The organism is Constrictibacter sp. MBR-5, assembly GCF_040549485.1.
Classification (GTDB): domain Bacteria; phylum Pseudomonadota; class Alphaproteobacteria; order JAJUGE01; family JAJUGE01; genus Constrictibacter.
This window is the reverse complement of record NZ_JBEPTK010000016.1, coordinates 57,351-77,663: the sequence shown is the minus strand read 5'-3', so window position 1 is coordinate 77,663 and position 20,313 is coordinate 57,351. Positions and strand designations below refer to the sequence as shown.

Here is a 20,313-nt window from a genome sequence, read left to right as displayed (position 1 = left end):
ATGTCCGCTCCCGGAGCCGGCACTGTGCGCGTGATCGACCGGACCGGTATCGCCCGGCTGGTGGAGGAACTGCGCGGCCAGGGGTATCGGGTGCTGGGGCCGACCCTCGGCGACGGGGCGATCGTCTATGACGAAATCACGACCGTTGAAGATCTGCCCGCCGGCTGGACCGACCGGCAGGAGGGCGGCACCTACCGACTGGAGCGGCGCGACGACGAGGCGTGGTTCGGCTACGCCTCCAGTCCGCATTCCTGGAAGCGGTTCCTGCACCCACCCGACGTGCGCCTCTGGCAGGCACGCCGCCGGGACGACGGCAGCTTCGACCTGTCCGAGCCGCCCCCCGCGCCGAAGATGGCTTTCCTCGGCGTCCGCTCGTGCGATCTCCAGGCGATCCTGGTGCAGGACCGAGTCCTTCGGCAATCGGAGCACCCCGATCCCGTCTACGCCGAACGTCGCGATTCGGCCTTCCTCGTGGCCGTCAACTGCGGCGACCCGAGCGCCGTCTGCTTCTGCGCGTCGATGGAGACCGGACCGCGCGCGCAGGCGGGGTTCGACCTGGCGCTCACCGAGCTGATCGGCGACGGCAGACACGAATTCCTGCTCGAGGTGGGGAGCGCAGCCGGGGCGGCCATCGCCGAGCGCCTCCGCGATCGGGAGGCGGACGAGGCCGACATGGCGCGTGCCGCCGCCGTGGTCGCAGCCGCGGCGGCGCGGATGGGCCGCCGGCTCGACACGGGCGGCATAAAGAAGCTGCTTCAGGAAAACCAGCTGCATCCCCGTTGGGAAGAGGTCGCCGGGCGGTGCCTCACCTGCGGCAACTGCACCATGGTCTGCCCGACGTGCTTCTGCACGACGGTCGAGGACACCGCCGACCTCACCGGGGACGTCGCCGAGCGATGGCGTCGCTGGGACTCCTGCTTCACGCTGGAGTTCTCGTACATGAACGGCGGCAGCGTCCGGAACGCGCCCGCGGCGCGATACCGGCACTGGCTCACCCACAAGCTCGCATCCTGGTACGACCAGTTCGGCACCTCGGGGTGCGTCGGCTGCGGACGGTGCATCACCTGGTGCCCGGTCGGAATCGACATCACCGAAGAGGTGGAGGCGATCCGGGCGCATCCGCAGCCGCACGGGAGCAGCCTCGGATGAAAGGCATCGACGCCATTCTCGCCGAGCACCCCTTCCTCGGCGGCTTCAGCAGGGACGCGCTCTCCGTGATCGCCGGCTGCGCCGCAAATCGACGCTACGACGCCGGCTCCTACCTCTGCCGGGAGGGGGAGCCGGCCGACCATTTCTTTCTGATCCGCCATGGCAGGATCACGCTGGAAACCAGTGCTCCGGAGCGAGGGGCGCTGACCTTTCAGACATTGGGCGAAGGCGAGATTCTCGGTGTTTCCTGGCTCGTGCCGCCCTATCGGTGGGACTTCGACGCCCGCGCGGTGGGCCTGGTGCGCGCCGTCGCCTTCGATGCGGCGTGCCTGCGCGGTAAGTGTGAGGCCGATCACGATCTCGGCTACGAACTGATGAAGCGCTTCGTGCCCGAACTGGTTCGGCGCATGCAGGCGGCACGGCTGCAGAGCCTCAATCTGTACGGGCAGACGGAATGACGGCCGCCCGGGCTTCCGCGCTTGCGCCACTCCCCCTGCGTGTCCGCGCGATCCGGCAAGAGAACGCCGAGTCCGCTACGATCGAGCTCGACCCGTCGGCATTGCCCTACGGCCTCCTCGGCGCCTCGCCGGGGCAGTTCAACATGCTGTATGTTTTCGGCGTGGGCGAGTCGGCCATCAGCGTCACCGGCGACTGTGACGAGCCCCGCAGCATTCTGCACACCTTCCGCGCGGTCGGGCCGGTCACGGCCGCCATGCGGCGCTTGGAGCCCGGACAGACGCTCGGGCTCCGTGGGCCCTTCGGGACGGGTTGGCCGATGCGGGCGGCCGAGGGTGCCGACCTGGTACTAATCGCAGGCGGCATCGGCCTGGCGCCGCTGCGGCCGGTCGTGCACGCCGTCCTGGCGCGCCGGCAGCTCTACGGACGGGTACTGCTCCTCTATGGCGCTCGCAGCCCCGACGACATCATCTTCAGGCCGGAGCTGGAGCAGTGGAACGGCCCGGTGGAGGTGGTGGTCAGCGTCGACTACGCCCATCCCGGCTGGGACGGCCACGTCGGATTCGTGACCGGCCTCATCCCGCGGGCTCGCTTCGACCCGGCGGAGACGGTCGGGATGATCTGCGGCCCGGAGGTGATGATGCGCTTTGCCGCGAACGGACTGCTGGAGCGCGGCGTGCCGGAAGACCGGATCTTCCTCTCGATGGAGCGCAACATGAAATGCGCGACCGGTCAGTGCGGGCACTGCCAGTTCGGCCCGACCTTCGTCTGCAGGGATGGGCCCGTGTTCGCATATGATCGCATATCGCGTCTCCTGACGATCCGGGAGATCTGAATGATGCGGCCGAAGCTCGCGGTCTGGAAGTTCGCATCCTGTGACGGCTGCCAGCTCAGCCTGCTCGACTGCGAGGACGAGTTGCTCACCGTCGCCGACCAAGTCGAGATCGCCTATTTCATGGAAGCATCGCGCGCGACCGTGGCCGGTCCCTACGATCTGTCGCTGGTCGAAGGCTCCATCACCACGGCGCACGATGCCGAACGCATCCGCGAGGTGCGGCGGCAGTCGAAGCGGCTGGTAACCATCGGTGCCTGCGCCACGGCCGGCGGCATCCAGGCGCTGCGCAATTTCCAGGACGTGCGAGCGTTCACCGAAATCGTCTACGCCCGGCCGGGCTATATCAGCACGCTCGCCCAGTCGACACCGATCGGTCAGCACGTGCTGGTGGATTTCGAACTGCGCGGCTGTCCGATCGACAAGCACCAGCTCTTGGAAGTGATCGCCGCGTTCATCCAGCGGCGACGCCCGGTGATTCGGACCGACAGCGTCTGCACCGAATGCAAGCGACGCGGCACGGTGTGTGTCATGGTGGCGGACGGAACGCCCTGTCTCGGCCCCGTAACGCAGGCGGGCTGCGGGGCGATCTGTCCATCCTTCGATCGCGGCTGCTATGGCTGCTTCGGTCCGACGGAAAGCCCGAACACGGCGGCTCTCGCCGCCTGGTGGCGGCGGCTCGGTGCCAGCGATACCGACATTCTGCGCGCCTACCGGAACTTCAACGCCTGGGCCAGCCCGTTCCGCGAGGAGAGCGAGGCGCATGAGCGACGCGAACGGTAAGGCGGAGGGCTCGCGCACCATTCGCGTCGACTATCTGGCGCGGGTGGAGGGGGAGGGATCACTCCACCTCGGCATCCGCGATGGTGCGGTGGAGGACGTGCGGTTAGCGATTTTCGAGCCGCCCCGCTTCTTCGAGGCTTTGCTGCGCGGCCGCGGTTTCGGCGAGGCGCCGGACATTACGTCGCGCATCTGCGGCATATGCCCGGTGGCCTACATGATGAGCGCCGTGCATGCGATGGAGAACGCGGCCGGGGTGAGCATCGCGGGCCCCATCCGCGACCTGCGCCGCCTGCTCTACTGCGGCGAGTGGATCGAGAGCCACGTGCTGCACGTGGCCATGCTGCACGCGCCGGATTTCCTGGGCTATCCGGATGCCATCGCCATGGCGCGCGACCATGGGGAGCATGTCCGCCGCGCCCTGGGCCTGAAGAAGGCCGGCAACGATATCGTCCGGCTGCTCGGCGGGCGCGAGATTCACCCGATCAACGTGCGCGTCGGCGGCTTCTACAAGGTGCCGACGCGGCGTGAACTTTCCACGCTGACGGAACCGCTGCTGCGGGCGCGCGACGCCGCGCGCGCGCTCGTCGACCGGGTGGCGGCGTTTCCGTTTCCGGAATACGAGCAGGACTATGAGTTCGTCGCGCTGCGGCACCCCGACGAATACCCATTCAACGAGGGCCGTGTCGTGTCGAGCCGCGGCATCGACATCGACGTTGCCGACTACGATTCCGTGTTCGAGGAATTCCAGGTTCCGCACTCCACGGCTCTGCACGCCCGCATCCGCGGACGCGGCAGCTACCTCGTCGGACCGTTGGCACGCTATGCACTGAATTCCGACCTGCTGTCGCCCGCCGCGCGTGACGCTGCGGCTGCAGTTGGCCTGGGACCGGTATGCCGAAACCCCTACCGCAGCATCCTCGTGCGCGCCGTAGAGGTGCTGCATGCCTGTGACGAGGCGCTGCGCCTGATCGCGGCCTACACGCCACCCGATGCGCCGTTCGTCGCGGTGCCCGTGCAGGATGCGGTCGGACTGGCCGCAACCGAGGCGCCGCGCGGCCTGCTCTATCACCGCTACAGGATCGATGCTTCCGGCTCGATACTGGACGCGCGCATCATCCCGCCGACCTCGCAGAACCAGGGGGCGATCGAGGAGGATTTGCGTCGGGTCGCGACGGCGTGCCTGGACATGCCGGACGATGCATTGCAGGGACGATGCGAGCAGACGATCCGCAACCACGATCCGTGCATCTCCTGCGCCGCGCATTTCCTGAAGCTGACCGTGGAGCGCACGTGATGGCCGTCGCCGCCGCTCCCGTCGTCGTCATCGGCATCGGCAACCGTCACCGCGGCGACGATGCGGCGGGGCTGATGGTGACCGATCGGCTGCGCGTCGCGCCCCCGACCGGCGCCGACCTGGCAGAGAGTGCCGGCGACGCCATGGACCTCGCGGCCCTCTGGGGCGGCCGGACGATGGCGATCCTGGTCGACGCGGTCGCTGCCGAAGGGGAAGCGGGACGCGTGCTCCGTCTGGAAGGTTCCGATCCGTTGCCGCGCGAGCCCTCGACATGCTCGACGCACGGGTTGGGCGTGGTCGAAGCGATCGAGTTGGCCCGCGTTCTGGGCACGTTGCCGAGCCGCCTCGTGCTGTTCGGCATCACCGGCCGCGACTTCGCCCAGGGAGCGCCGGTCTCCGCGGCGGTCGAGGCGGCCCTGGCCGAGGCCGAGCATGCGGTGCGCACCGAACTGAGATCGCTCTCCCGCGAGGCTGAAGATGCATGAAGCCGCACTCATCGACGACCTCATGCGCAAGATCGCCGAGGTCGCGGCGCGCGAGAATGCCGGGCGGGTGACGGCGGTGCGTGTCTGGCTGGGCGCGCTCAGCCATATGTCGGCCCAGCATTTCCGCGAGCATTTCGATAACGCTGCGGCCGGTGGCATCGCAGAAGGCGCGCGCCTCCGGACGGATATCTCTACCGATATCGAGCATCCGGACGCGCAGCGCGTCATACTCGTGAGCGTCGATGTCGAGCCGGGGCGATGACAGTCATGCGCACGCAGGATCTGCGACGGCGCCTCCGCATCGAAATCGAGGGGGACGTGCAAGGCGTGGGTTTCAGGCCGTTCGCGTGGCGTACCGCGACCGGCCTCGCCATCGGCGGGTTCGTCTCCAATACGAACCGTGGCGTGCTCATCGAAGCCGAGAGCACGGATGCCGGAATCACCGACTTCCTCCGCGCGATCGAAGATGACCCACCACCGCATGCCGTCGTGCGCGGCGTCACGGTGTCCGAACTTTCTCCCGTCGGTGCGACTGTCTTCGAAATCCGCGGCAGCATCGCGACGGCCGACGCGCGACCGTCGATCGCTCCGGATCTCGCGACCTGCGCGGCATGCGTCGCTGAGATGTTCGATCCCGGCAATCGACGCCATCGCTACCCGTTCATCAACTGCACACAATGCGGACCGCGCTACAGCATTCTGCGTGCCACCCCCTATGACCGCGCCAACACGACGATGCGCGGCTTCGCCCTCTGCGAGGCGTGCGCCGCCGAATATGGCGACCCGCACGACAGACGCTTCCACGCTCAACCCAATGCCTGCCCGATCTGTGGACCGCAATTGGCGCTTTGGCACCCGGACGGGCGAGAGGCGGGCAGACAAGATGCCGCTCTCCTCGCAGCCGCGGACGCCGTGCGCGACGGCGCGATCCTCGCCCTGAAGGGGCTGGGCGGATTCCAGCTCGTCGTCGATGCGCGCAACGAGGACGCGGTCGCACGGCTGCGTACCCGGAAGCGCCGGGCGCGCAAGCCGTTCGCCGTCATGTTCCCGGATATCGACGCGGCGGGCGCTGTCTGTTCACTCCCCACCGCCGAACGCGCCCTGCTGCTCGGGGCTGCGGCGCCGATCCTGCTGGTGGCGCGGCGGTGCGGTGCCGGCGACGCGTTGGCACACTCGGTCGCCCCGCATAATCCGCGCCTCGGCATCATGCTGCCATATACGGGACTGCACCACCTGTTGATGCACGCATTGCGATTCCCCGTCGTCGCGACAAGCGGCAACCTTTCGGGGGAGTGCATCGTCTTCGATGAAAGGGAGGCGCTGCATAGGCTCGGCGGCCTCGCCGACCTGTTCCTGGTTCACGATCGGCCGATCGCGCGGCCTTTGGACGATTCCGTCAGCCAGATGGCACTCGGGCGGGAGATGGTGCTGCGGCGCGCGCGGGGCCACGTCCCCAGGCCGATCCGTATCGACCCGCCGCCGGCCACGCTCGCCGTGGGCGGGCACCTGAAGAACTGCGTCGCAGCCGCCGTCGGGGAGTCGGCGATCCTCAGCCAGCATGTCGGCGACCTCGGCTCGGCATCGGCGGCATCGGCCTTTGCCGCTGCCGTGAACGACGTGCAGATGCTCGGCGGCGCACGGGCGGAGCGCGTGATGAGAGATGTCCACCCCGACTATGCGAGTACCCGCTTCGCGCTGAACTGCGGATTGCCGACAGTGGCCGTACAGCATCACCTCGCTCATGTCATGGCCTGCGTCGCCGAGCATCGAATGCCGCTGCCCGTCCTGGGGATAGCCTGGGACGGCACGGGCGCCGGCGGCGACGGGACCGTCTGGGGCGGCGAGTTCCTTCTGGCCGCACCCGGCGGGTGGCAGCGGGTAGCGTCGTTCCGTCCCTTCCCGCTGCCCGGCGGCGAGGCCGCCGTACGGGAACCGCGGCGTGCGGCGCTCGGGCTTCTGACCGACCTCCTCGGCGACGCCCTGTGGGAGCGTCACGACCTGTTGCCGGTCTGCAGCTTCACGGCCAGGGAACGGGCGGTGATCCGCCGGATGCTCGACCGCGGCCTGAACACGCCGCGCTCGTCCAGCGCGGGGCGGCTGCTGGATGCGCTTTCGAGCATCCTGGGGCTCTGCCAGTGCAACGACTTCGAAGGCGAGGCCGCGATAGCCCTCGAGTCTGCCGCATCGGGCCTCTCGGCGCCCGGCTACCCCTTCGACATCATCGAGGGAGACGTGCTCCGCCTGGACTGGCGCCCGATGCTAGTGACGGTCCTGAACGACGTCGAGGCGGGACGGCCGGTCGGCGCGATCGCCGCCGCGGCGCAGACGACGCTGTGCGACATGGCGGTCGCGGTGGCGCGGCGCGTCGGCGAGCAGCGGGTCGCCCTGGGTGGCGGTTGCTTCCAGAACCGGCGCCTCCTCGAAGGCGTCGTGACCGGACTGGGCGCCGCTGGGATCGAAGCTCGCTGGCCGCAGCAGGTGCCGCCGAACGATGGCGGACTGGCGCTCGGTCAGCTTCGATGGGCGGTCGAGTCGATCGGAATGGAGGCGAACTGATGTGCCTCGCGCTGCCTGGGCTGCTGCTGGAGATGCGCGGTGACGACCCGCTGACGACCGTCGGGCGGGTCTCGTTCAATGGTATCGTGCGCGAGGTGAGCCTCGGCTTCCTGCCCGAAGCGAGGATCGGCGACTATGTCGTCGTCCATGCGGGCATCGCGTTGTCGGTGGTGGACGCGGAAGAGGCGGCGCGCGTGTTTCGCGAACTCGGCCTGCTCGGCGAGGCGGCATCGTGAAATATGTCGACGAGTACCGGACAGCGGACGCGGCGAAACGCTATGCCGAGGCCATCGCCCGCGCGGTGACGCGGCCATGGACGATCATGGAGGTGTGTGGCGGGCAGACGCATGCGATCGTCCGGTTCGGCCTGGACCAGATGCTGCCGCCCGGGCTGTCGCTGCTGCACGGCCCCGGCTGTCCGGTCTGCGTCACGCCGGCGGCGGCAATCGATCAGGCGATTGCCGTCGCCATGACGCCGGGTGCGATCCTCTGCTCCTTCGGCGACATGGTTCGCGTGCCGGGAACGGGCGGAAGCCTGCTCGACGCGCGAGCCCGTGGCGGGGACGTGCGCGTCCTCTACTCGCCGCTCGACGCGCTGGCCGTCGCGCGCGCCGCGCCTGAACGCGAAGTGGTGTTCTTCGCTGTCGGTTTCGAAACGACCGCGCCCGCGACGGCGATGCTCGTCCTTCAGGCGGAACGCGCAGGCCTGCGGAACCTGTCGCTGCTCGTGTCGCACGTGCTGGTGCCGCCGGCCATCGAAGCGATCCTGGCGGCGCCGGACAATCGGGTGCAGGGCTTTCTGGCCGCGGGGCACGTCTGCACGGTGATGGGCGTCGAAGCCTATGGACCAATCGCCCGGAACCGGCGTGTTCCCATCGTGGTCACCGGGTTCGAACCACTCGATCTGCTCCAGGGCATCCACATGTGCGTCCGCCAACTCGAGGCTGGCCGATGCGAGGTCGAGAACCAGTACAGCCGCACTGTCAGACCAGAGGGGAATCCTGCTGCCCGCCGTGCCGTCGACACGGTCTTCGAGATCGTCACCGTCTCCTGGCGTGGCATCGGCGCCATCGCACAAAGCGGATTGGCTCTCAGCCGGGACTACACGGCTTTCGACGCGCGGGGTCGTTTCGCGCTCCAGAAGCCGATCGCGGCCGAGGATCCGATTTGTATCGCAGGTGATGTGCTGCGTGGTCGACGTCTGCCGCACCAATGTCCCGCCTATGCCGTCCGCTGCACGCCCGATCATCCCCTGGGCGCACCGATGGTGTCGTCCGAAGGTGCCTGCGCGGCCTATTTCCGCTATCGCGACGGCGCGGCGGCGGCACGCGCAGTGCAGGGATAACACGATGCCGCCTGACCCATCTTCGATCGTCTGCCCGGTATCGACCGCCGATGCGGAGGTGATCACCCTCGGCCATGGCGGCGGTGGCGGTCTGACCCGCTCTCTCATCGAGGGGATGTTCCTGCCGGCCTTTGCCGACCCGGCGCTGGAGGCGCGTCTCGATGCCGGCATGGTCGATCTGGGCGATGCCCGGTTAGCCTTCACCACGGACACCTATGTGGTCAGCCCGCCGTTCTTCGCCGGCGGCGACATCGGAATGCTGGCGGTGCATGGAACCGTGAACGACTTGGCCGCCTGCGCCGCACGCCCGCTGTTCATGAGCGTCGGGCTGATCCTGGAGGAGGGATTCCCGATGTCCTCCTTGCGCCGTGTCGTCGAGAGCCTGGCGCGGGAGGCGGCGGCCGTCGGAATGCGCATCGTCGCCGGCGACACGAAGGTGGTGGAGCGCGGCAAGGGTGACGGAATCTTCGTGTCGGCGTCGGGTATCGGGTTGGTGCAGGTGGATCCGCGGCCGGGACCGGACCGGATCGAGGAAGGCGATGCGATACTCGTCAGCGGCGATATCGGCCGGCACGGCGTCGCCGTTCTCGCGACCAGGGAGGGGCTGGCGTTCGAGACCGAGATCGAGAGCGATACCGCGCCGCTGTGGGATCTCGTCCAGGCGCTGCTCGACGCCGGCATCGAGTTGCGCTGCATGCGCGATCCGACACGTGGCGGCGCGGCGACCGCGCTGGTCGAGATCGCCGAAATGGCGCAGTGCACGATCGAGCTCGACGAGCCGGCGGTTCCGGTGGAGCCGCAGGTACAGGGCGCTTGCGAGTTGCTGGGGTTGGATCCGCTCTACGTCGCCTGCGAAGGACGCATGCTGTTCGTCATACCGCCCGGACAGGCTTCGGCAGCACTTGCGGGAATACGCTCCCACCCGCTCGGACGATCAGGTGCCGTGATCGGCCGTGTCGGCGAACGCGGCACGGCCAGAGTGCTGATGCGCAGTTCCATCGGGTCGACCAGGATCATCGATCTGTTGAGCGGCGAACAGCTGCCGCGGATCTGCTGACGACGCAGAATCCCGCTGCATTTGATCTGTCTCATTTGCCGCGCGGCGGAAAGGGCGCCAAGTATCATTGCCTGAACGCCGAACAGGTGAGAAGCGAGCCGTCAGAGCAATCGCGGTGGCGACGGGGCTGTGAAGCGCCGCGCGCGACTTCGGCAGAAGGACCAGCGACCATGCAGATGCCCTTGCAAATTACGTTCAAGAACATGGACTCCTCGCCGGCTGTCGAGGCGCGCATACAAGCGAAGGCTGCCAAACTGGAGCGCTTCTTCAACCGAATCATGCGATGTCATGTCGTTGTCGAGGCACCGCACCGGCATCAGCGGCAAGGCGAGCTCTATCGAGTGGCGATCGACATCACCGTTCCCGGCGGGGAGATCGCTGTCGATCGGGAGCATCGGAAGGACCATTCTCACGAGGATGTCTACGTGGCAATCCGCGATGCTTTCGACGCCGCGGCGCGGCAACTCGAGGATCATGCGCGCCGCACGAGGGGCGACGTGAAGTCACACGCGGAACAAATGTCCGGAAAGATCGTCCGGATGTTCCCCGACTATGGCTTCATCGAGACGAGCGACGGACAGGAGGTCTACTTCCACCGCAACAGTGTCATCGGCGACGGCTACGACCTGCTCGCGCCGGGTCGGGAGGTACGTCTGGTCATCGCCGAGGGCGAGAGCCTGCACGGGAGCCAGGCAACAACAGTCGAACCGACTGGCGGACACCGGCGTTCGGCCGGAGATCAGTAGCAGCGCCGGTCAACCCGGCACCGGAGAGTGGGACCGATCACCAACGCGGAGGTGTACGGGTCGCTCGGCCGCGCGCGGATGACACGGAACCTCCGTGGGATGGAACGATGCGCCAGCTTTGCACCTCGCCGGGCCTTCTGACGGACCTGTATCAATTCAACATGATGCAGGCATATCTCGAGAACGGGATGGCCGAGCCGGCGGTGTTCGAGTTTTTTTTCCGGAAGCTTCCTCCGACCCGCGGCTTCCTCGTCACGGCGGGTCTGGAGCAGGTGCTTGACTATCTGGAGATGCTCCGCTTCTCGGAAGGCGAGATTGCCTGGCTGCGCCAGTCCGGGCACTTCAGCAGTGCGTTCCTGGACAATCTTGTGGGCTTTCGCTTCTCCGGCGATGTCCGAGCAATGCCGGAGGGGACGATCTGTTTCGCCGACGAGCCGGTCATCCAGGTCGTGGCACCGCTGGCCGAAGCCCAGTTCGTCGAGAGCCGGCTGCTGAATCTCATCCATTTCCAGACGGTAGTGGCCTCGAAGGCGGCCCGCATGATCCTCGCAGCGCCAGGCAAGCAACTCATCGACTTCGGCTTCCGAAGGGCACATGGCGAGGAGGCGGGGCTGCTGGCTGCCCGTGCCGCCTATGTCGCGGGGTTTGCCGGCACGGCGACCGTGGCGGCCGGTCGCCTGTTCGAGATACCTCTGCATGGAACAATGGCCCACTCCTTCGTGCAGGCGCACGAGAGCGAGATCGAAGCCTTCGAACATTTCGCACGCTCGCGTCCGGACCGGGTGGTGTTGCTGATAGACACCTACGACACGGAGGCAGGCGCCAGGACCGTGGCGTCCTTGGCGCCGCGGCTCGCCGAAAGAGGCATCCGCGTGGCCGGCGTGCGCATCGACAGCGGAGACCTCGGAGAGATGGCCTGCCGCGTGCGCAAGATTCTCGACGCGGCGGGTCTTCGGGAGGTGTCGATCGTGGCGAGCGGCGGTCTCGACGAGAATTCGCTGCAGCACCTGACCGCGGCGGACGCGCCGATCGACGTCTATGGGATCGGCACCAGCCTGACGACCGCCAGCGACGCGCCGGCGCTCGATTGCGCATACAAGCTCCAGGAGTATGCCGGGATCGCGCGGCGCAAGCGTTCGGCGGGCAAGGCGACCTGGCCAGGCAGGAAGCAGGTCTACCGCAGCTTCGATGCGGAGCGGCGCATGCGATCCGATCTCCTGACCACGGACGAGGGCGGCCGCACGGGAACGCCGCTCCTGCAGACCGTCATGCGCGACGGCAGGCGTACCGCACCATCACCCAGCCTGGACGAACTGCGGAGGCGGGTCGCCGACGCACTCGCGCAACTACCCGAACCGCTGTACCGCTTGGAAGCCGCGGCGACCTACCAGATCGAGGTGGACGAGCGGCTGCGCCGCCTTGCGGACGCCGTGGACGAGCGAAATCGCCTCAACGCCGGGACGGATCGAGCAACACATCGCTACGTTGCAGAAGGTCCCTAACTTCCTCATCCGCCACCTGATGGAAATCTCGGTAGAATTCACCGACGGCATGGAACGACTCCGGGGTGGCGACGCAGACAATATCGTCGGCCTCGAGCCGCATCATGTCGAGGGTGTCCGAAGGGCCGACCGGCACCGCAAGCACGAGCCGGCGTGGCGCCCGGTGCCGCACTGCCCGGAGGGCGGCGCGCATCGTAGCACCAGTCGCGATGCCGTCGTCGACGACGATCGCAGTGTGGCCGGCAACCTCGGCCCGGTCACGCCCGTTCAGGTACATCGCGCGCCGCCGCTCGATTTCCTGCATTTGGTGCGCACGTTCATCCTCGATGTAGCGAGGCATCAGAAGGTCGGTTCCGGCAAAAAAGGGGTTGATGAAGATCTGCTCCTCGGGGCCTTCGGCTACCGCTCCCACCGCTAATTCAGGTTGCCCGGGAGCACCGATCTTCCGAACCAGAACGAGATCGAGCGGAGCCTTCAGGACTTTCGCCACTTCGAAGGCCACGGGTACTCCACCGCGGGGTAGAGCGAGCACGACCGGGTGAGTGTCCGCGTAGCGCAGAAGGTGAGCGGCCAGCTGCCGACCGGCATCACTGCGGTCGCGGAACATGTACTCGGCCGTCATGGTGGGCAACCGGGACCGAACCCGCCTCCAGCAACCGGAATCGGAAGGTCGCTACCCATGCGCCTCACGGCTCTCTCCAATGCCGCTTCGGTTCTCGTTTAGCACGGCGCCGCACCACCCAATCATATTATAAGAGGTCCGGCAGAAAACCGAGTTGATCTACGTCAAGCGGGTGCGGTTCATGTTCGTCTATGAGATGCGGGACTCGGACGCTGAATGTGGTGACTGATATGATCCCCAAGCAAGTGCTCTTCGGTTCCGCCGCCCGCGAGAAAATCCTTCGCGGTGCGACCATGCTGACCGACGCTGTGCGTGTCACTCTTGGCCCGAAATCGAAGTCGGTGCTCATCCAGAAGGGCTGGGGTGGGCCGATCGTCTGTAACGACGGCGTCACGATCGCGAAGGAGTTCGAACTGAAAGACCCCGAGGAGAATCTCGGGGCACAGGTTCTGCGCCAGGCCGCGGAAAAGACCGGCGACAGCGTCGGCGACGGTACGAGCAGCGCCACGGTGCTCGCGCACGCGATCTTCGCGCAAGGCGTGCGCAACGTCGTCGCCGGCGCCAGCGCGATCGACGTGAAGCGGGGTCTGGACCTTGGACTGAAGGCGGCGGTGGGCGCCCTGGAGGCGATGTCACGGCCCGTCGAGACGCGCAAGGCCCGAGCGCAGGTCGCTACGATCTCCGCGCATAACGATCCCGCCATAGGCGAGTTGGTCGCCGAGGCGACGGAAAAGGTCGGCGGGGAAGGCGTGATCACCGTGGAAGAGTCCAAGACCACCGAGACGACCCTCGAAGTCGTGGAGGGAATGAAGTTCGACCGCGGCTACATCTCGCCGTACTTCGTCACGAACGTCGAGAAGATGGTCGCTGAACTCGAAGACGCGTTCATACTGATTCACGAACAGAAGCTGGCGGGGCTACAATCGCTCGTCCCGCTCCTGGAGCAGGTCATCCAGTCCGGCCGGCCGCTGCTGGTCGTGGCCGAGGATGTCGAGGGCGAGGCCCTCGCCACGCTGGTGGTGAACAAGCTGCGTGGCGGCCTGAAGGTCGCCGCCGTCAAGGCGCCGGGTTTCGGTGACCGCCGTCGAGCCATGCTCGAGGATATCGCGATCCTGACGCACGGGCAGGTCGTTTCAGCCGATCTCGGTATGAAACTCGAAAACATGACGCTGGAGATGTTGGGGCGCGCAAAGCGGCTGATCATCACCAAGGAGGACACGATCATCGTCGGCGGCGCCGGAGACGCGCAGGACGTTCGCGCGCGCTGCGGCCAGATCCGGCGACAGATCGACGAGACGACGTCAGAGTATGACAAGGAGAAGCTGCAGGAGCGGTTGGCGAAGCTGTCTGGGGGCGTAGCCGTGATCCGCGTCGGTGCACCGTCCGAGGCCGAGATGAAATCCAAGAAGGAGGCACTCGACGATGCGATCAGCGCTACGAAGGCCGCAATGGCGGAAGGCATCGTGCCCGGCGGAGGGCTCGCACTGTTGCGCTGCATCGAGCCGGTCTCACGGGAAGAGGCCGGATGCGACGGCGACGTGCGGACGGGCGTCCGGATCCTGAAGAGCGCTCTCGAAGCTCCCGCGCGGCAGATCGCGGAGAATTCGGCCGTGGACGGTGGCGTCGTGGTCGCCCGGATGCTGGCCGGTGAAGGAAATTATGGTTTCGATGCCGCCCGGAAAGAATATGTCGACCTAATCGAGGCAGGCATCGTCGATCCCACAAAGGTGGTGCGCATAAGCCTGGAAAACGCGGTGTCCGCCGCAAGCGTCCTGCTTCTTACGGAGGCCACCATGACAGAGGTTCCGGAGGTCAAGAAGGACCGCGCACTCGAGCCGTCGATGGAAATGTGAAGCTGGTGCGTGGAGAGGATCGGGTTCCGCATGTGAGTAGGCATGTATAGTGGTCGCCGGGCCGATCTTGACGCAGAACTCCGGCGGAAGGTCGCACGTCTGAAACGGCCTTGTGCATACCCGGAGCTTCCCACGCACGTCGAGGCGATCGAAACCCACATGTCATGGGTCTTCCTCACGCCTCGCCACGCATTCAAGCTGAAAAAGCCGGTTCACTACCCGTTTCTCGACTTCAGCACGCTCCAGGCCCGCCGGTTCTACTGCCGGGAAGAAGTCCGTCTCAATCGAAGGCTGGCGCCGTGGGTATATCTGGGCGTGGTCGCGCTGACGGAACTTTCTGACGGTGATCTGTCGGTGGCGGGTAGGGGGCGGGTCGTCGACTGGCTGGTAAAGATGCAGCGGTTGCAGGCCAGCCGCATGCTGGATGCGGCGGTCGCCGGACGGCGCGCTTCGCGCCCGGACGCGATCCGACTTGCCGAGATCCTCCTCGCCTTCTACCGCCGCCAACCCCGCGTCGAGTTGGCCGCGGATCGCTACCGGGACAGATTTCGTGGAGAGATCCTCGCCAGTGCCGAGGTGATCGGCGGAGTTCCGATACTCGCTGCCGCGGTGCAGCATGCGGTCCCGATCCTGCTCGGCTTCGTCGACGGCGCGACCGGCCTCCTGACTGCACGCGCGACGGAGGGGCGACTGTGCGAAGGTCACGGGGACCTTCGGCCCGAGCACGTCTATCTCGCACATCGCCCTGCGATCATCGACTGTCTGGAGTTCGACAGGCGTTTGCGCATCCTAGACCCGCTTGATGAACTCGCCTATTTCGCGATGGAATGCGAACGGCTGGGCGCCGCGTGGCTGGGTGAGGCCGTGCTCGCCCGGTATCAGCAGGGAGCGGGCGAGCGTGTGCACCCACAGCTCGTCTGGTTCTACAAGGCCTATCGGGCATTGCTGCGGGGCAAGCTCTGCGTGTGGCATATGGCGGAACCCGGCGCCCGGACGGTCGAGCACTGGATCGGCCGTACTGCCGCCTATGTCGATCTGGCCGGGCGGTATGCCGATCATCTCGCTGACGGTTAGACGTCGAACGCGGGCAGCGCAGGATCGGACAGCAACTCGATGATCGAGCCGTTCGCGTTGATCCGGCGGATGGCCTCTCCGACCAGGGGCGCCGTGGACAGCACCGTCAGTTTTCGGCGCACGAGATCCTCAGGCAATCGGAACGCAGGCACCGTGTCCGTCACGACCACCGCATCAAACAGTGGGTCGTCGAGAACCCTTCCTGCATCCCCGACAAACAGGCCGTGCGTGGCGACCGCGTAGACCGCGCCCGCCCCCGCATTTCGGCAGGCGCGCGCGGCGCGCAGCATCGTCGTGCCGGTGCTGATCAGGTCGTCGATGATGATTGCGGCCCGTCCCGCAACGTCCCCGGTAAGCAACTCACCGGAGACGACCCCCAACGCGCGCTGCTTTTCCATGAATGCCAGCGGTATCGGCCGTCCGAGCGCAGCGGCGAGCGCCGTACGGAACAGTTCCGCCCGTTTCACGCCGCCCGCATCGGGGGAAACGACAGCCGCCCCCGTCTCGACGAGCAAAGGAAGGAGATGCCGGATGAAGAGATGGCGGCAGTCGAGGTGTTCCGTCCGGCAGCGGAAGGCGTTCTGGTAGGCCGCCAGATTGTGTACCTCCAGCGTGACGATGCGGTCAGTGCCGACGGCTTCGAACAGCCGGGCCACATACTGGATGGTGATCGGATCCCGCGCCTGCGTTCTTCGATCTTTCCGGGCATAGGCGAGATAGGGGACGACGGCGGTGACGCTCGCGGCCGCGGCGTCCTTCAGCGTGCCGATGAAGAAGAGCAGGCGGCAGAGCTTGTCGTCGGGGCTTTCACGCGGCTCGCCGTAGAGGGACTGGAGCACATAGACGTCCCGCCCGCGAACGCTGACGAGCGGCCGGGCTTTATGCTCACCGTCCTCGAACCTGCGATCTTCGTAGTCGCACAGCGCGATGCCCAGTGCGGCTGCGATCTTCTCACCGTACTGCGTGTGGGGTTGCAGGGAAAAGAGTAGCGGTTCGTTGCCGGTCATCAAGCCACTCCGGTTCGGTTGGTCACGCTTTCACTCGAACCGCATGCTGCACCGGTTCATCCCCATGAACCTGAAATAATCGTAAACAGACGGTTCGATTTGATCCAGCGCAAAGAGGCGCAGCCTCGCCGTCTATACAAGAGCAGGAAGTCGCAGATGCTGTCGGTGCGTAATGATTTGGGGAAGTTCGCGAAGAGCGAATATCGGCCACATCTGCCATGAAACGCGAGGCGCAGCCTTCATCGAGCTTGGCTGAGTACCCGCCACGCCATTGCGCCGCAGGTCGATCTCCATCGCGTAGAACAGAAGCGCGTCATTCGCGACATTGCGGAGCGATTGGATCGGGCCGCTGCGGGAACGTTGATCGGCTCAGTATCGTTACGCTATGGCACGGAGATGAGTCATGAGCACCACAGGGCTCCCGGTATTCGACACGACGGTTCAGCAGACGAACCTCTGGCTCAAGGCACTGATGGAACAGGTCGGTACCAACGACCGGCATCTGGCCTATGGCATCCTGCGCGCGAGCCTGCACGCGCTGCGCGACCGGCTCGGGCCAGAGAATGCAGTCCATCTGGCGGCGCAACTGCCGATGCTCCTGCGCGGTCTCTACTACGAGGGCTGGCGCCCATCAAAAACCCCGACACGCGAGCGGTCGGTCGACGCATTCCTGCAGCACGTCTGTCGAGAGCTTCCTCAGCTTTCGGTCCCGGACATCGAGACTGGCGTGCGGGCAGTGTTCACCCTGTTGTGGCAGAGGATCGATCCGGAGGAGATGGGAAAGATCGTTCTCATTCTCCCGCAGGGGCTGCGCGATCTCGCCGGAACGCCGAGCGAGGCCGGTCCTGCGCCAGTGTCCTGACCTGAACGGGTAAGTCGGGGTGGGCGCCTGCGCAGGAAACGAAGGGACGGTGGAGAGATGGTCCGGCGGCATTATCGCGTGACGTTCTACCGGGAGGTCTGCGACGGCTGCGGCCGGCCGCATCGATTGCCGCTCGCCACCTATGCCATCGACGACGGGGGGGCGCGCGACGCGGCAATCACCGAAGCGGTGCGGAAATACGAGAGCGCCACTGCGACAGGGTGGACCATATCGGCGCACGGCATCGACTGCACCCTGTGCGACGACGTGGAGGCCGCCCCGTCCTCCACGGTGACAAGGCGCGCCCCTCGGGCATAGGCTTTGGTCCTCATCTATGCCAGTGAGGTGGGGAACTGCCGTGACTGCCTATCTGACCCCGGCTCAAGACGATGTTCTGATCGTCACGGACGTGCAGAACGATTTCTGCCCGGGCGGCGCGCTGGCCGTACCCGACGGCGACGCGATCGTGCCCCTGGTGAACGCGTTGGCTGGCGGCTTCGACCATGTGATCGCCACCCAGGACTGGCATCCGGCCGGCCACGCCAGTTTCGCCTCGTCGCACCCGGGCCAGCATGCCTTCGACACGGTTGCGCTCGCCTATGGCGAGCAGATGCTGTGGCCGGACCACTGCGTTCAGGCTAGCGTCGGCGCTGCGCTCCATCCCGACCTGCACCTGCCTCACGCCGCGTTGATCATGCGCAAGGGCTTCCGCCGCGAGATCGATTCCTACTCGATCTTCCGGGAGAACGATCGGCGGACGCCGACTGGGCTTGCCGGCTATTTGCGCGAGCGCGGTCTGCGACGTCTGTTTCTCGTAGGCCTCGCCACCGATTTCTGCGTCGCGTGGTCCGCCATCGACGGCCGCCGCGAAGGCTTTGAGGTCCTCGTCCTGGAAGATGCCTGCCGGGCGATCGATCTCGACGGTTCTCTGGCCCGCGCCCGCCACGATATATCAGCGGCCGGCGCTGTGCTCGCGCTAACCGATAGCGTCAGGTGGTCCTGAAGACGTCACAATCCTTTACGTCCTGTCCCGAGGAGTGATCGCTCGGCGAGCGGCCGTCGGAGGATCTTCGGCTGGACCAAGAGCGCTTGAAGCGGCCACGGCGGACCGATGAGACTACCCGATCAACGCCACAGCGAAGCACTGACGCGACAAGCGACGCTGCCGTTTGGACGGCTTGATCTGCACGCTCTTTCCGCCCCTACATCAGCCTGATGGGGCACGGCCCCCGTCAATTCATGGCGCTCTTCCGGCCCCGGGGCCCCGCGTTCAATCCGTCTCGGCCTTTATCCGGCGGCGTATCGGGCGTCGACCCGGATCAGGCGGCGCATGTTGTAGGCGAGATTGACCATGCCGATCTCGTTGCGCGCTCTAGAGAGGCCGACGGTGCGCACGAAGAGGCACATCCGTGTCTTCTGCTCGGCGAACACAGGCTCCACCGCCGAGCCCACCCTGGAGGTGGGCGCGGTTGGCGCGCCGGTGCAGCCCGGACATCGGCCGGCCCTTCGGCTTGCGGAAGTGGACTATCGAGCGACGTCCCGTCGCTGCGATCGCTCGCTCGTTGGCGGCACTGCGATAGGCGTCAACCTGCTCGTCCGACAGACTCCACAGCGCCTGCAGCACCAGGACCTTGAACATCATCGCCACGTCCATCGGCGGACGCCCGCCCCGGCGCAGCTCCGACCGCTTCAGCGCTCGCTCCAGCTCCCACGGAAGATCTCGAAATCCACTCGCGACAGCCGTTCCAGTGGATCCCCGCTGGCGCTCACCCCCGCATAGCGCTCGTCCAGGTCGAAGAAACCAGTCTGCCCCGCCATCCCAACGCTACCGCCGATCACCCGAGCGGATCAAATCCAAGCGCCGGAGGTCAGCGATTCACGAACCGTGGCATTGATGGCCCATGACGGTGTCCTCGCCATGATCGCGCTCGCCTTCTCGGGCTGCGCCGGGTACCTCGTCTACCAACCTGCTCTGACGTCGCTCTCTCAAGCGTGCCAAGTCAGCATCTCGCGGCGCTAGGGCAGCCTCTCCACCACCATCGCCCGCCTGCTTCTCGCAGCCAGAAGGACGCTCGTCGTGAGCGGACGCCTGATCTAAAGCGTCGGCCTCCCGGCCATTCCTTCAGGGTGGAAGGTCCGCCCGGTCTTCGCATCCGTGACGAGGCCCGTCTCCTGGTTCCTGACCCACCCCAAAGGTGGCGGCTCGCCAGTCGCGGCCACCGCGCGGCATGCGACCAGCCCATCGTCCATCCAGGGTGAAGACTTCTCTCCTTCACGCCCGGTCTCGACGTAGGCCGCGTCGGCATAACGACGGGCGGCTTCGCCATCCTCGGCCGCTACAAGGCAGGCGCCGCGGTAGGCGCTGCGGCTCCAGCGCTCGGCGTCCTGGGCATCTTCGTTCGGCTCGAGCCGGAACACCGGCATTGAAACCTCCATGTGCTGGAACGTCAGGAGCGGCCCTCGATGACAACGTTGGAAAGCGCATCCGGCGGGGTCACCCGCTCATCCCCCCGCGCGAACTGCCGCGCCCTCGATCCACCGCAGGTCGAGAGGGGCGCAGCAATGGACCCGAGAACCTGCTTGCGGCGGGCTGCACACTGCCCGGCGGACCATATGGGGAGAGGCATTCTGCGCATTCGATCGATCTCATTCTCAGGGCGCCATCGTGGCTCGGATAACCGAGATCCGAC

Annotated in this window: 22 protein-coding genes and 1 pseudogene; 18 read left to right on the top strand and 5 right to left on the bottom strand. The window is 66.6% G+C overall.

Going from position 1 to position 20,313, the window contains the following annotated elements; all coding sequences use genetic code 11:
• The 13 genes from ABIE65_RS23455 to ABIE65_RS23395 all read left to right on the top strand — a co-directional run bounded on the left by ABIE65_RS23455 (position 1) and on the right by ABIE65_RS23395 (position 12,205).
• Entirely contained in the window at positions 1 to 1,149 is a 1,149-nt protein-coding gene (locus tag ABIE65_RS23455; protein ID WP_354081160.1) for a 4Fe-4S dicluster domain-containing protein, read from the top strand.
• Complete coding sequence (locus tag ABIE65_RS23450) at positions 1,146 to 1,607, top strand: cyclic nucleotide-binding domain-containing protein (RefSeq protein WP_354081159.1); 462 nt, start codon at positions 1,146 to 1,148, stop codon at positions 1,605 to 1,607. The genes ABIE65_RS23455 and ABIE65_RS23450 overlap by 4 nt, the downstream gene beginning before the upstream one ends.
• A complete protein-coding gene (locus ABIE65_RS23445; protein ID WP_354081157.1) occupies positions 1,604 to 2,440 on the top strand; it encodes an FAD/NAD(P)-binding protein in 837 nt (278 codons plus the stop codon). Before ABIE65_RS23450 ends, ABIE65_RS23445 begins: the two co-directional genes overlap by 4 nt.
• A complete protein-coding gene (locus ABIE65_RS23440; RefSeq protein WP_354081156.1) occupies positions 2,441 to 3,220 on the top strand; it encodes an NADH-quinone oxidoreductase subunit B family protein in 780 nt (259 codons plus the stop codon). It begins immediately after the preceding gene.
• Complete coding sequence (locus ABIE65_RS23435; RefSeq protein ID WP_354081154.1) at positions 3,201 to 4,514, top strand: Ni/Fe hydrogenase subunit alpha; 1,314 nt, start codon at positions 3,201 to 3,203, stop codon at positions 4,512 to 4,514. The genes ABIE65_RS23440 and ABIE65_RS23435 overlap by 20 nt, the downstream gene beginning before the upstream one ends.
• Positions 4,514 to 4,999 (top strand): hydrogenase maturation protease, encoded by a 486-nt coding sequence (locus ABIE65_RS23430; protein WP_354081152.1) that lies wholly within the window; start codon positions 4,514 to 4,516, stop codon positions 4,997 to 4,999. The genes ABIE65_RS23435 and ABIE65_RS23430 overlap by 1 nt, the downstream gene beginning before the upstream one ends.
• A 22-nt stretch (positions 5,000 to 5,021) precedes the next feature.
• Positions 5,022 to 5,261, top strand: coding sequence for a hypothetical protein (locus ABIE65_RS23425; protein ID WP_354081150.1), 240 nt, complete (start codon positions 5,022 to 5,024; stop codon positions 5,259 to 5,261).
• Positions 5,262 to 5,266: 5 nt separating this feature from the next.
• On the top strand, positions 5,267 to 7,555 hold the full coding sequence (hypF, locus tag ABIE65_RS23420; protein ID WP_354081148.1) for a carbamoyltransferase HypF: 2,289 nt from the start codon (positions 5,267 to 5,269) through the stop codon (positions 7,553 to 7,555).
• Positions 7,555 to 7,791 carry a HypC/HybG/HupF family hydrogenase formation chaperone gene (locus tag ABIE65_RS23415; protein ID WP_354081146.1) on the top strand — a complete coding sequence of 79 codons (237 nt, stop codon included), beginning with the start codon at positions 7,555 to 7,557 and terminating at the stop codon, positions 7,789 to 7,791. Before hypF ends, ABIE65_RS23415 begins: the two co-directional genes overlap by 1 nt.
• Positions 7,788 to 8,900, top strand: coding sequence for a hydrogenase formation protein HypD (gene hypD, locus ABIE65_RS23410; RefSeq protein ID WP_354081144.1), 1,113 nt, complete (start codon positions 7,788 to 7,790; stop codon positions 8,898 to 8,900). Before ABIE65_RS23415 ends, hypD begins: the two co-directional genes overlap by 4 nt.
• Positions 8,901 to 8,904: 4 nt before the next feature.
• The gene (hypE, locus tag ABIE65_RS23405; RefSeq protein ID WP_354081142.1) at positions 8,905 to 9,957 is read left to right on the top strand and encodes a hydrogenase expression/formation protein HypE; all 1,053 of its coding nucleotides are present in this window, start codon (positions 8,905 to 8,907) and stop codon (positions 9,955 to 9,957) included.
• A 170-nt stretch (positions 9,958 to 10,127) separates the two neighbouring features.
• Positions 10,128 to 10,703, top strand: coding sequence for a ribosome hibernation-promoting factor, HPF/YfiA family (gene hpf, locus ABIE65_RS23400; protein WP_354081140.1), 576 nt, complete (start codon positions 10,128 to 10,130; stop codon positions 10,701 to 10,703).
• Positions 10,704 to 10,810: 107 nt separating this feature from the next.
• Positions 10,811 to 12,205 carry a nicotinate phosphoribosyltransferase gene (locus ABIE65_RS23395; protein ID WP_354081138.1) on the top strand — a complete coding sequence of 465 codons (1,395 nt, stop codon included), beginning with the start codon at positions 10,811 to 10,813 and terminating at the stop codon, positions 12,203 to 12,205.
• Here the strand turns inward: ABIE65_RS23395 and ABIE65_RS23390 are convergent.
• Positions 12,153 to 12,827, bottom strand: coding sequence for a phosphoribosyltransferase (locus ABIE65_RS23390; protein WP_354081136.1), 675 nt, complete (start codon positions 12,825 to 12,827; stop codon positions 12,153 to 12,155). The two genes, ABIE65_RS23395 and ABIE65_RS23390, sit on opposite strands and share 53 nt — an antisense overlap.
• Positions 12,828 to 13,057: 230 nt before the next feature.
• Here ABIE65_RS23390 and groL point away from each other — a divergent pair, with 230 nt between their 5' ends.
• Entirely contained in the window at positions 13,058 to 14,680 is a 1,623-nt protein-coding gene (gene groL / locus ABIE65_RS23385) for a chaperonin GroEL (protein ID WP_354081134.1), read from the top strand.
• 159 nt (positions 14,681 to 14,839) lie between these two features.
• Positions 14,840 to 15,754 carry a hypothetical protein gene (locus tag ABIE65_RS23380; RefSeq protein ID WP_354081132.1) on the top strand — a complete coding sequence of 305 codons (915 nt, stop codon included), beginning with the start codon at positions 14,840 to 14,842 and terminating at the stop codon, positions 15,752 to 15,754.
• Here ABIE65_RS23380 and ABIE65_RS23375 read toward each other — a convergent pair.
• The gene (locus ABIE65_RS23375; RefSeq protein ID WP_354081130.1) at positions 15,751 to 16,761 is read right to left on the bottom strand and encodes a ribose-phosphate diphosphokinase; all 1,011 of its coding nucleotides are present in this window, start codon (positions 16,759 to 16,761) and stop codon (positions 15,751 to 15,753) included. The two genes, ABIE65_RS23380 and ABIE65_RS23375, sit on opposite strands and share 4 nt — an antisense overlap.
• Before the next feature lie 403 nt (positions 16,762 to 17,164).
• On the opposite strand from ABIE65_RS23375, the gene ABIE65_RS23370 reads away from it, so the two are divergent.
• From ABIE65_RS23370 to pncA, 3 genes are read left to right on the top strand one after another with little or no spacing between them, the layout of a single operon-like run.
• On the top strand, positions 17,165 to 17,623 hold the full coding sequence (locus ABIE65_RS23370; protein WP_354081128.1) for a DUF2267 domain-containing protein: 459 nt from the start codon (positions 17,165 to 17,167) through the stop codon (positions 17,621 to 17,623).
• Between the two features lie 57 nt (positions 17,624 to 17,680).
• Positions 17,681 to 17,941, top strand: coding sequence for a hypothetical protein (locus ABIE65_RS23365; protein WP_354081126.1), 261 nt, complete (start codon positions 17,681 to 17,683; stop codon positions 17,939 to 17,941).
• A gap of 40 nt (positions 17,942 to 17,981) precedes the next feature.
• Positions 17,982 to 18,626, top strand: coding sequence for a bifunctional nicotinamidase/pyrazinamidase (gene pncA / locus ABIE65_RS23360; RefSeq protein WP_354081124.1), 645 nt, complete (start codon positions 17,982 to 17,984; stop codon positions 18,624 to 18,626).
• 284 nt (positions 18,627 to 18,910) lie between these two features.
• On the opposite strand, the gene ABIE65_RS23355 is transcribed toward pncA, so the two are convergent.
• The 3 genes and pseudogenes from ABIE65_RS23355 to ABIE65_RS23345 form a co-directional block, all read right to left on the bottom strand.
• Positions 18,911 to 19,063 (bottom strand): hypothetical protein, encoded by a 153-nt coding sequence (locus tag ABIE65_RS23355; RefSeq protein WP_354081183.1) that lies wholly within the window; start codon positions 19,061 to 19,063, stop codon positions 18,911 to 18,913.
• A 142-nt stretch (positions 19,064 to 19,205) separates the two neighbouring features.
• Positions 19,206 to 19,441, bottom strand: a pseudogene (locus tag ABIE65_RS23350) (transposase); the annotation flags it as partial.
• A gap of 276 nt (positions 19,442 to 19,717) precedes the next feature.
• Complete coding sequence (locus ABIE65_RS23345) at positions 19,718 to 20,047, bottom strand: hypothetical protein (protein ID WP_354081122.1); 330 nt, start codon at positions 20,045 to 20,047, stop codon at positions 19,718 to 19,720.
• Positions 20,048 to 20,313: the final 266 nt, after the last annotated feature.

Coding starts and splice junctions, on each gene's coding strand:
- ABIE65_RS23450 (WP_354081159.1), top strand. CDS start 1,146: ATGAAAGGCATCGACGCCATTCTCGCCGAGCACCCCTTCCTCGGCGGC.
- ABIE65_RS23390 (WP_354081136.1), bottom strand. CDS start 12,827: ATGACGGCCGAGTACATGTTCCGCGACCGCAGTGATGCCGGTCGGCAG.
- groL (WP_354081134.1), top strand. CDS start 13,058: ATGATCCCCAAGCAAGTGCTCTTCGGTTCCGCCGCCCGCGAGAAAATC.
- ABIE65_RS23365 (WP_354081126.1), top strand. CDS start 17,681: ATGGTCCGGCGGCATTATCGCGTGACGTTCTACCGGGAGGTCTGCGAC.
- ABIE65_RS23380 (WP_354081132.1), top strand. CDS start 14,840: ATGTCATGGGTCTTCCTCACGCCTCGCCACGCATTCAAGCTGAAAAAG.
- hpf (WP_354081140.1), top strand. CDS start 10,128: ATGCAGATGCCCTTGCAAATTACGTTCAAGAACATGGACTCCTCGCCG.
- ABIE65_RS23430 (WP_354081152.1), top strand. CDS start 4,514: ATGGCCGTCGCCGCCGCTCCCGTCGTCGTCATCGGCATCGGCAACCGT.
- ABIE65_RS23375 (WP_354081130.1), bottom strand. CDS start 16,761: ATGACCGGCAACGAACCGCTACTCTTTTCCCTGCAACCCCACACGCAG.
- ABIE65_RS23455 (WP_354081160.1), top strand. CDS start 1: ATGTCCGCTCCCGGAGCCGGCACTGTGCGCGTGATCGACCGGACCGGT.
- ABIE65_RS23425 (WP_354081150.1), top strand. CDS start 5,022: ATGCGCAAGATCGCCGAGGTCGCGGCGCGCGAGAATGCCGGGCGGGTG.
- ABIE65_RS23435 (WP_354081154.1), top strand. CDS start 3,201: ATGAGCGACGCGAACGGTAAGGCGGAGGGCTCGCGCACCATTCGCGTC.
- ABIE65_RS23415 (WP_354081146.1), top strand. CDS start 7,555: ATGTGCCTCGCGCTGCCTGGGCTGCTGCTGGAGATGCGCGGTGACGAC.
- ABIE65_RS23440 (WP_354081156.1), top strand. CDS start 2,441: ATGATGCGGCCGAAGCTCGCGGTCTGGAAGTTCGCATCCTGTGACGGC.
- hypE (WP_354081142.1), top strand. CDS start 8,905: ATGCCGCCTGACCCATCTTCGATCGTCTGCCCGGTATCGACCGCCGAT.
- hypF (WP_354081148.1), top strand. CDS start 5,267: ATGCGCACGCAGGATCTGCGACGGCGCCTCCGCATCGAAATCGAGGGG.
- ABIE65_RS23370 (WP_354081128.1), top strand. CDS start 17,165: ATGAGCACCACAGGGCTCCCGGTATTCGACACGACGGTTCAGCAGACG.
- ABIE65_RS23345 (WP_354081122.1), bottom strand. CDS start 20,047: ATGCCGGTGTTCCGGCTCGAGCCGAACGAAGATGCCCAGGACGCCGAG.
- ABIE65_RS23395 (WP_354081138.1), top strand. CDS start 10,811: ATGCGCCAGCTTTGCACCTCGCCGGGCCTTCTGACGGACCTGTATCAA.
- ABIE65_RS23445 (WP_354081157.1), top strand. CDS start 1,604: ATGACGGCCGCCCGGGCTTCCGCGCTTGCGCCACTCCCCCTGCGTGTC.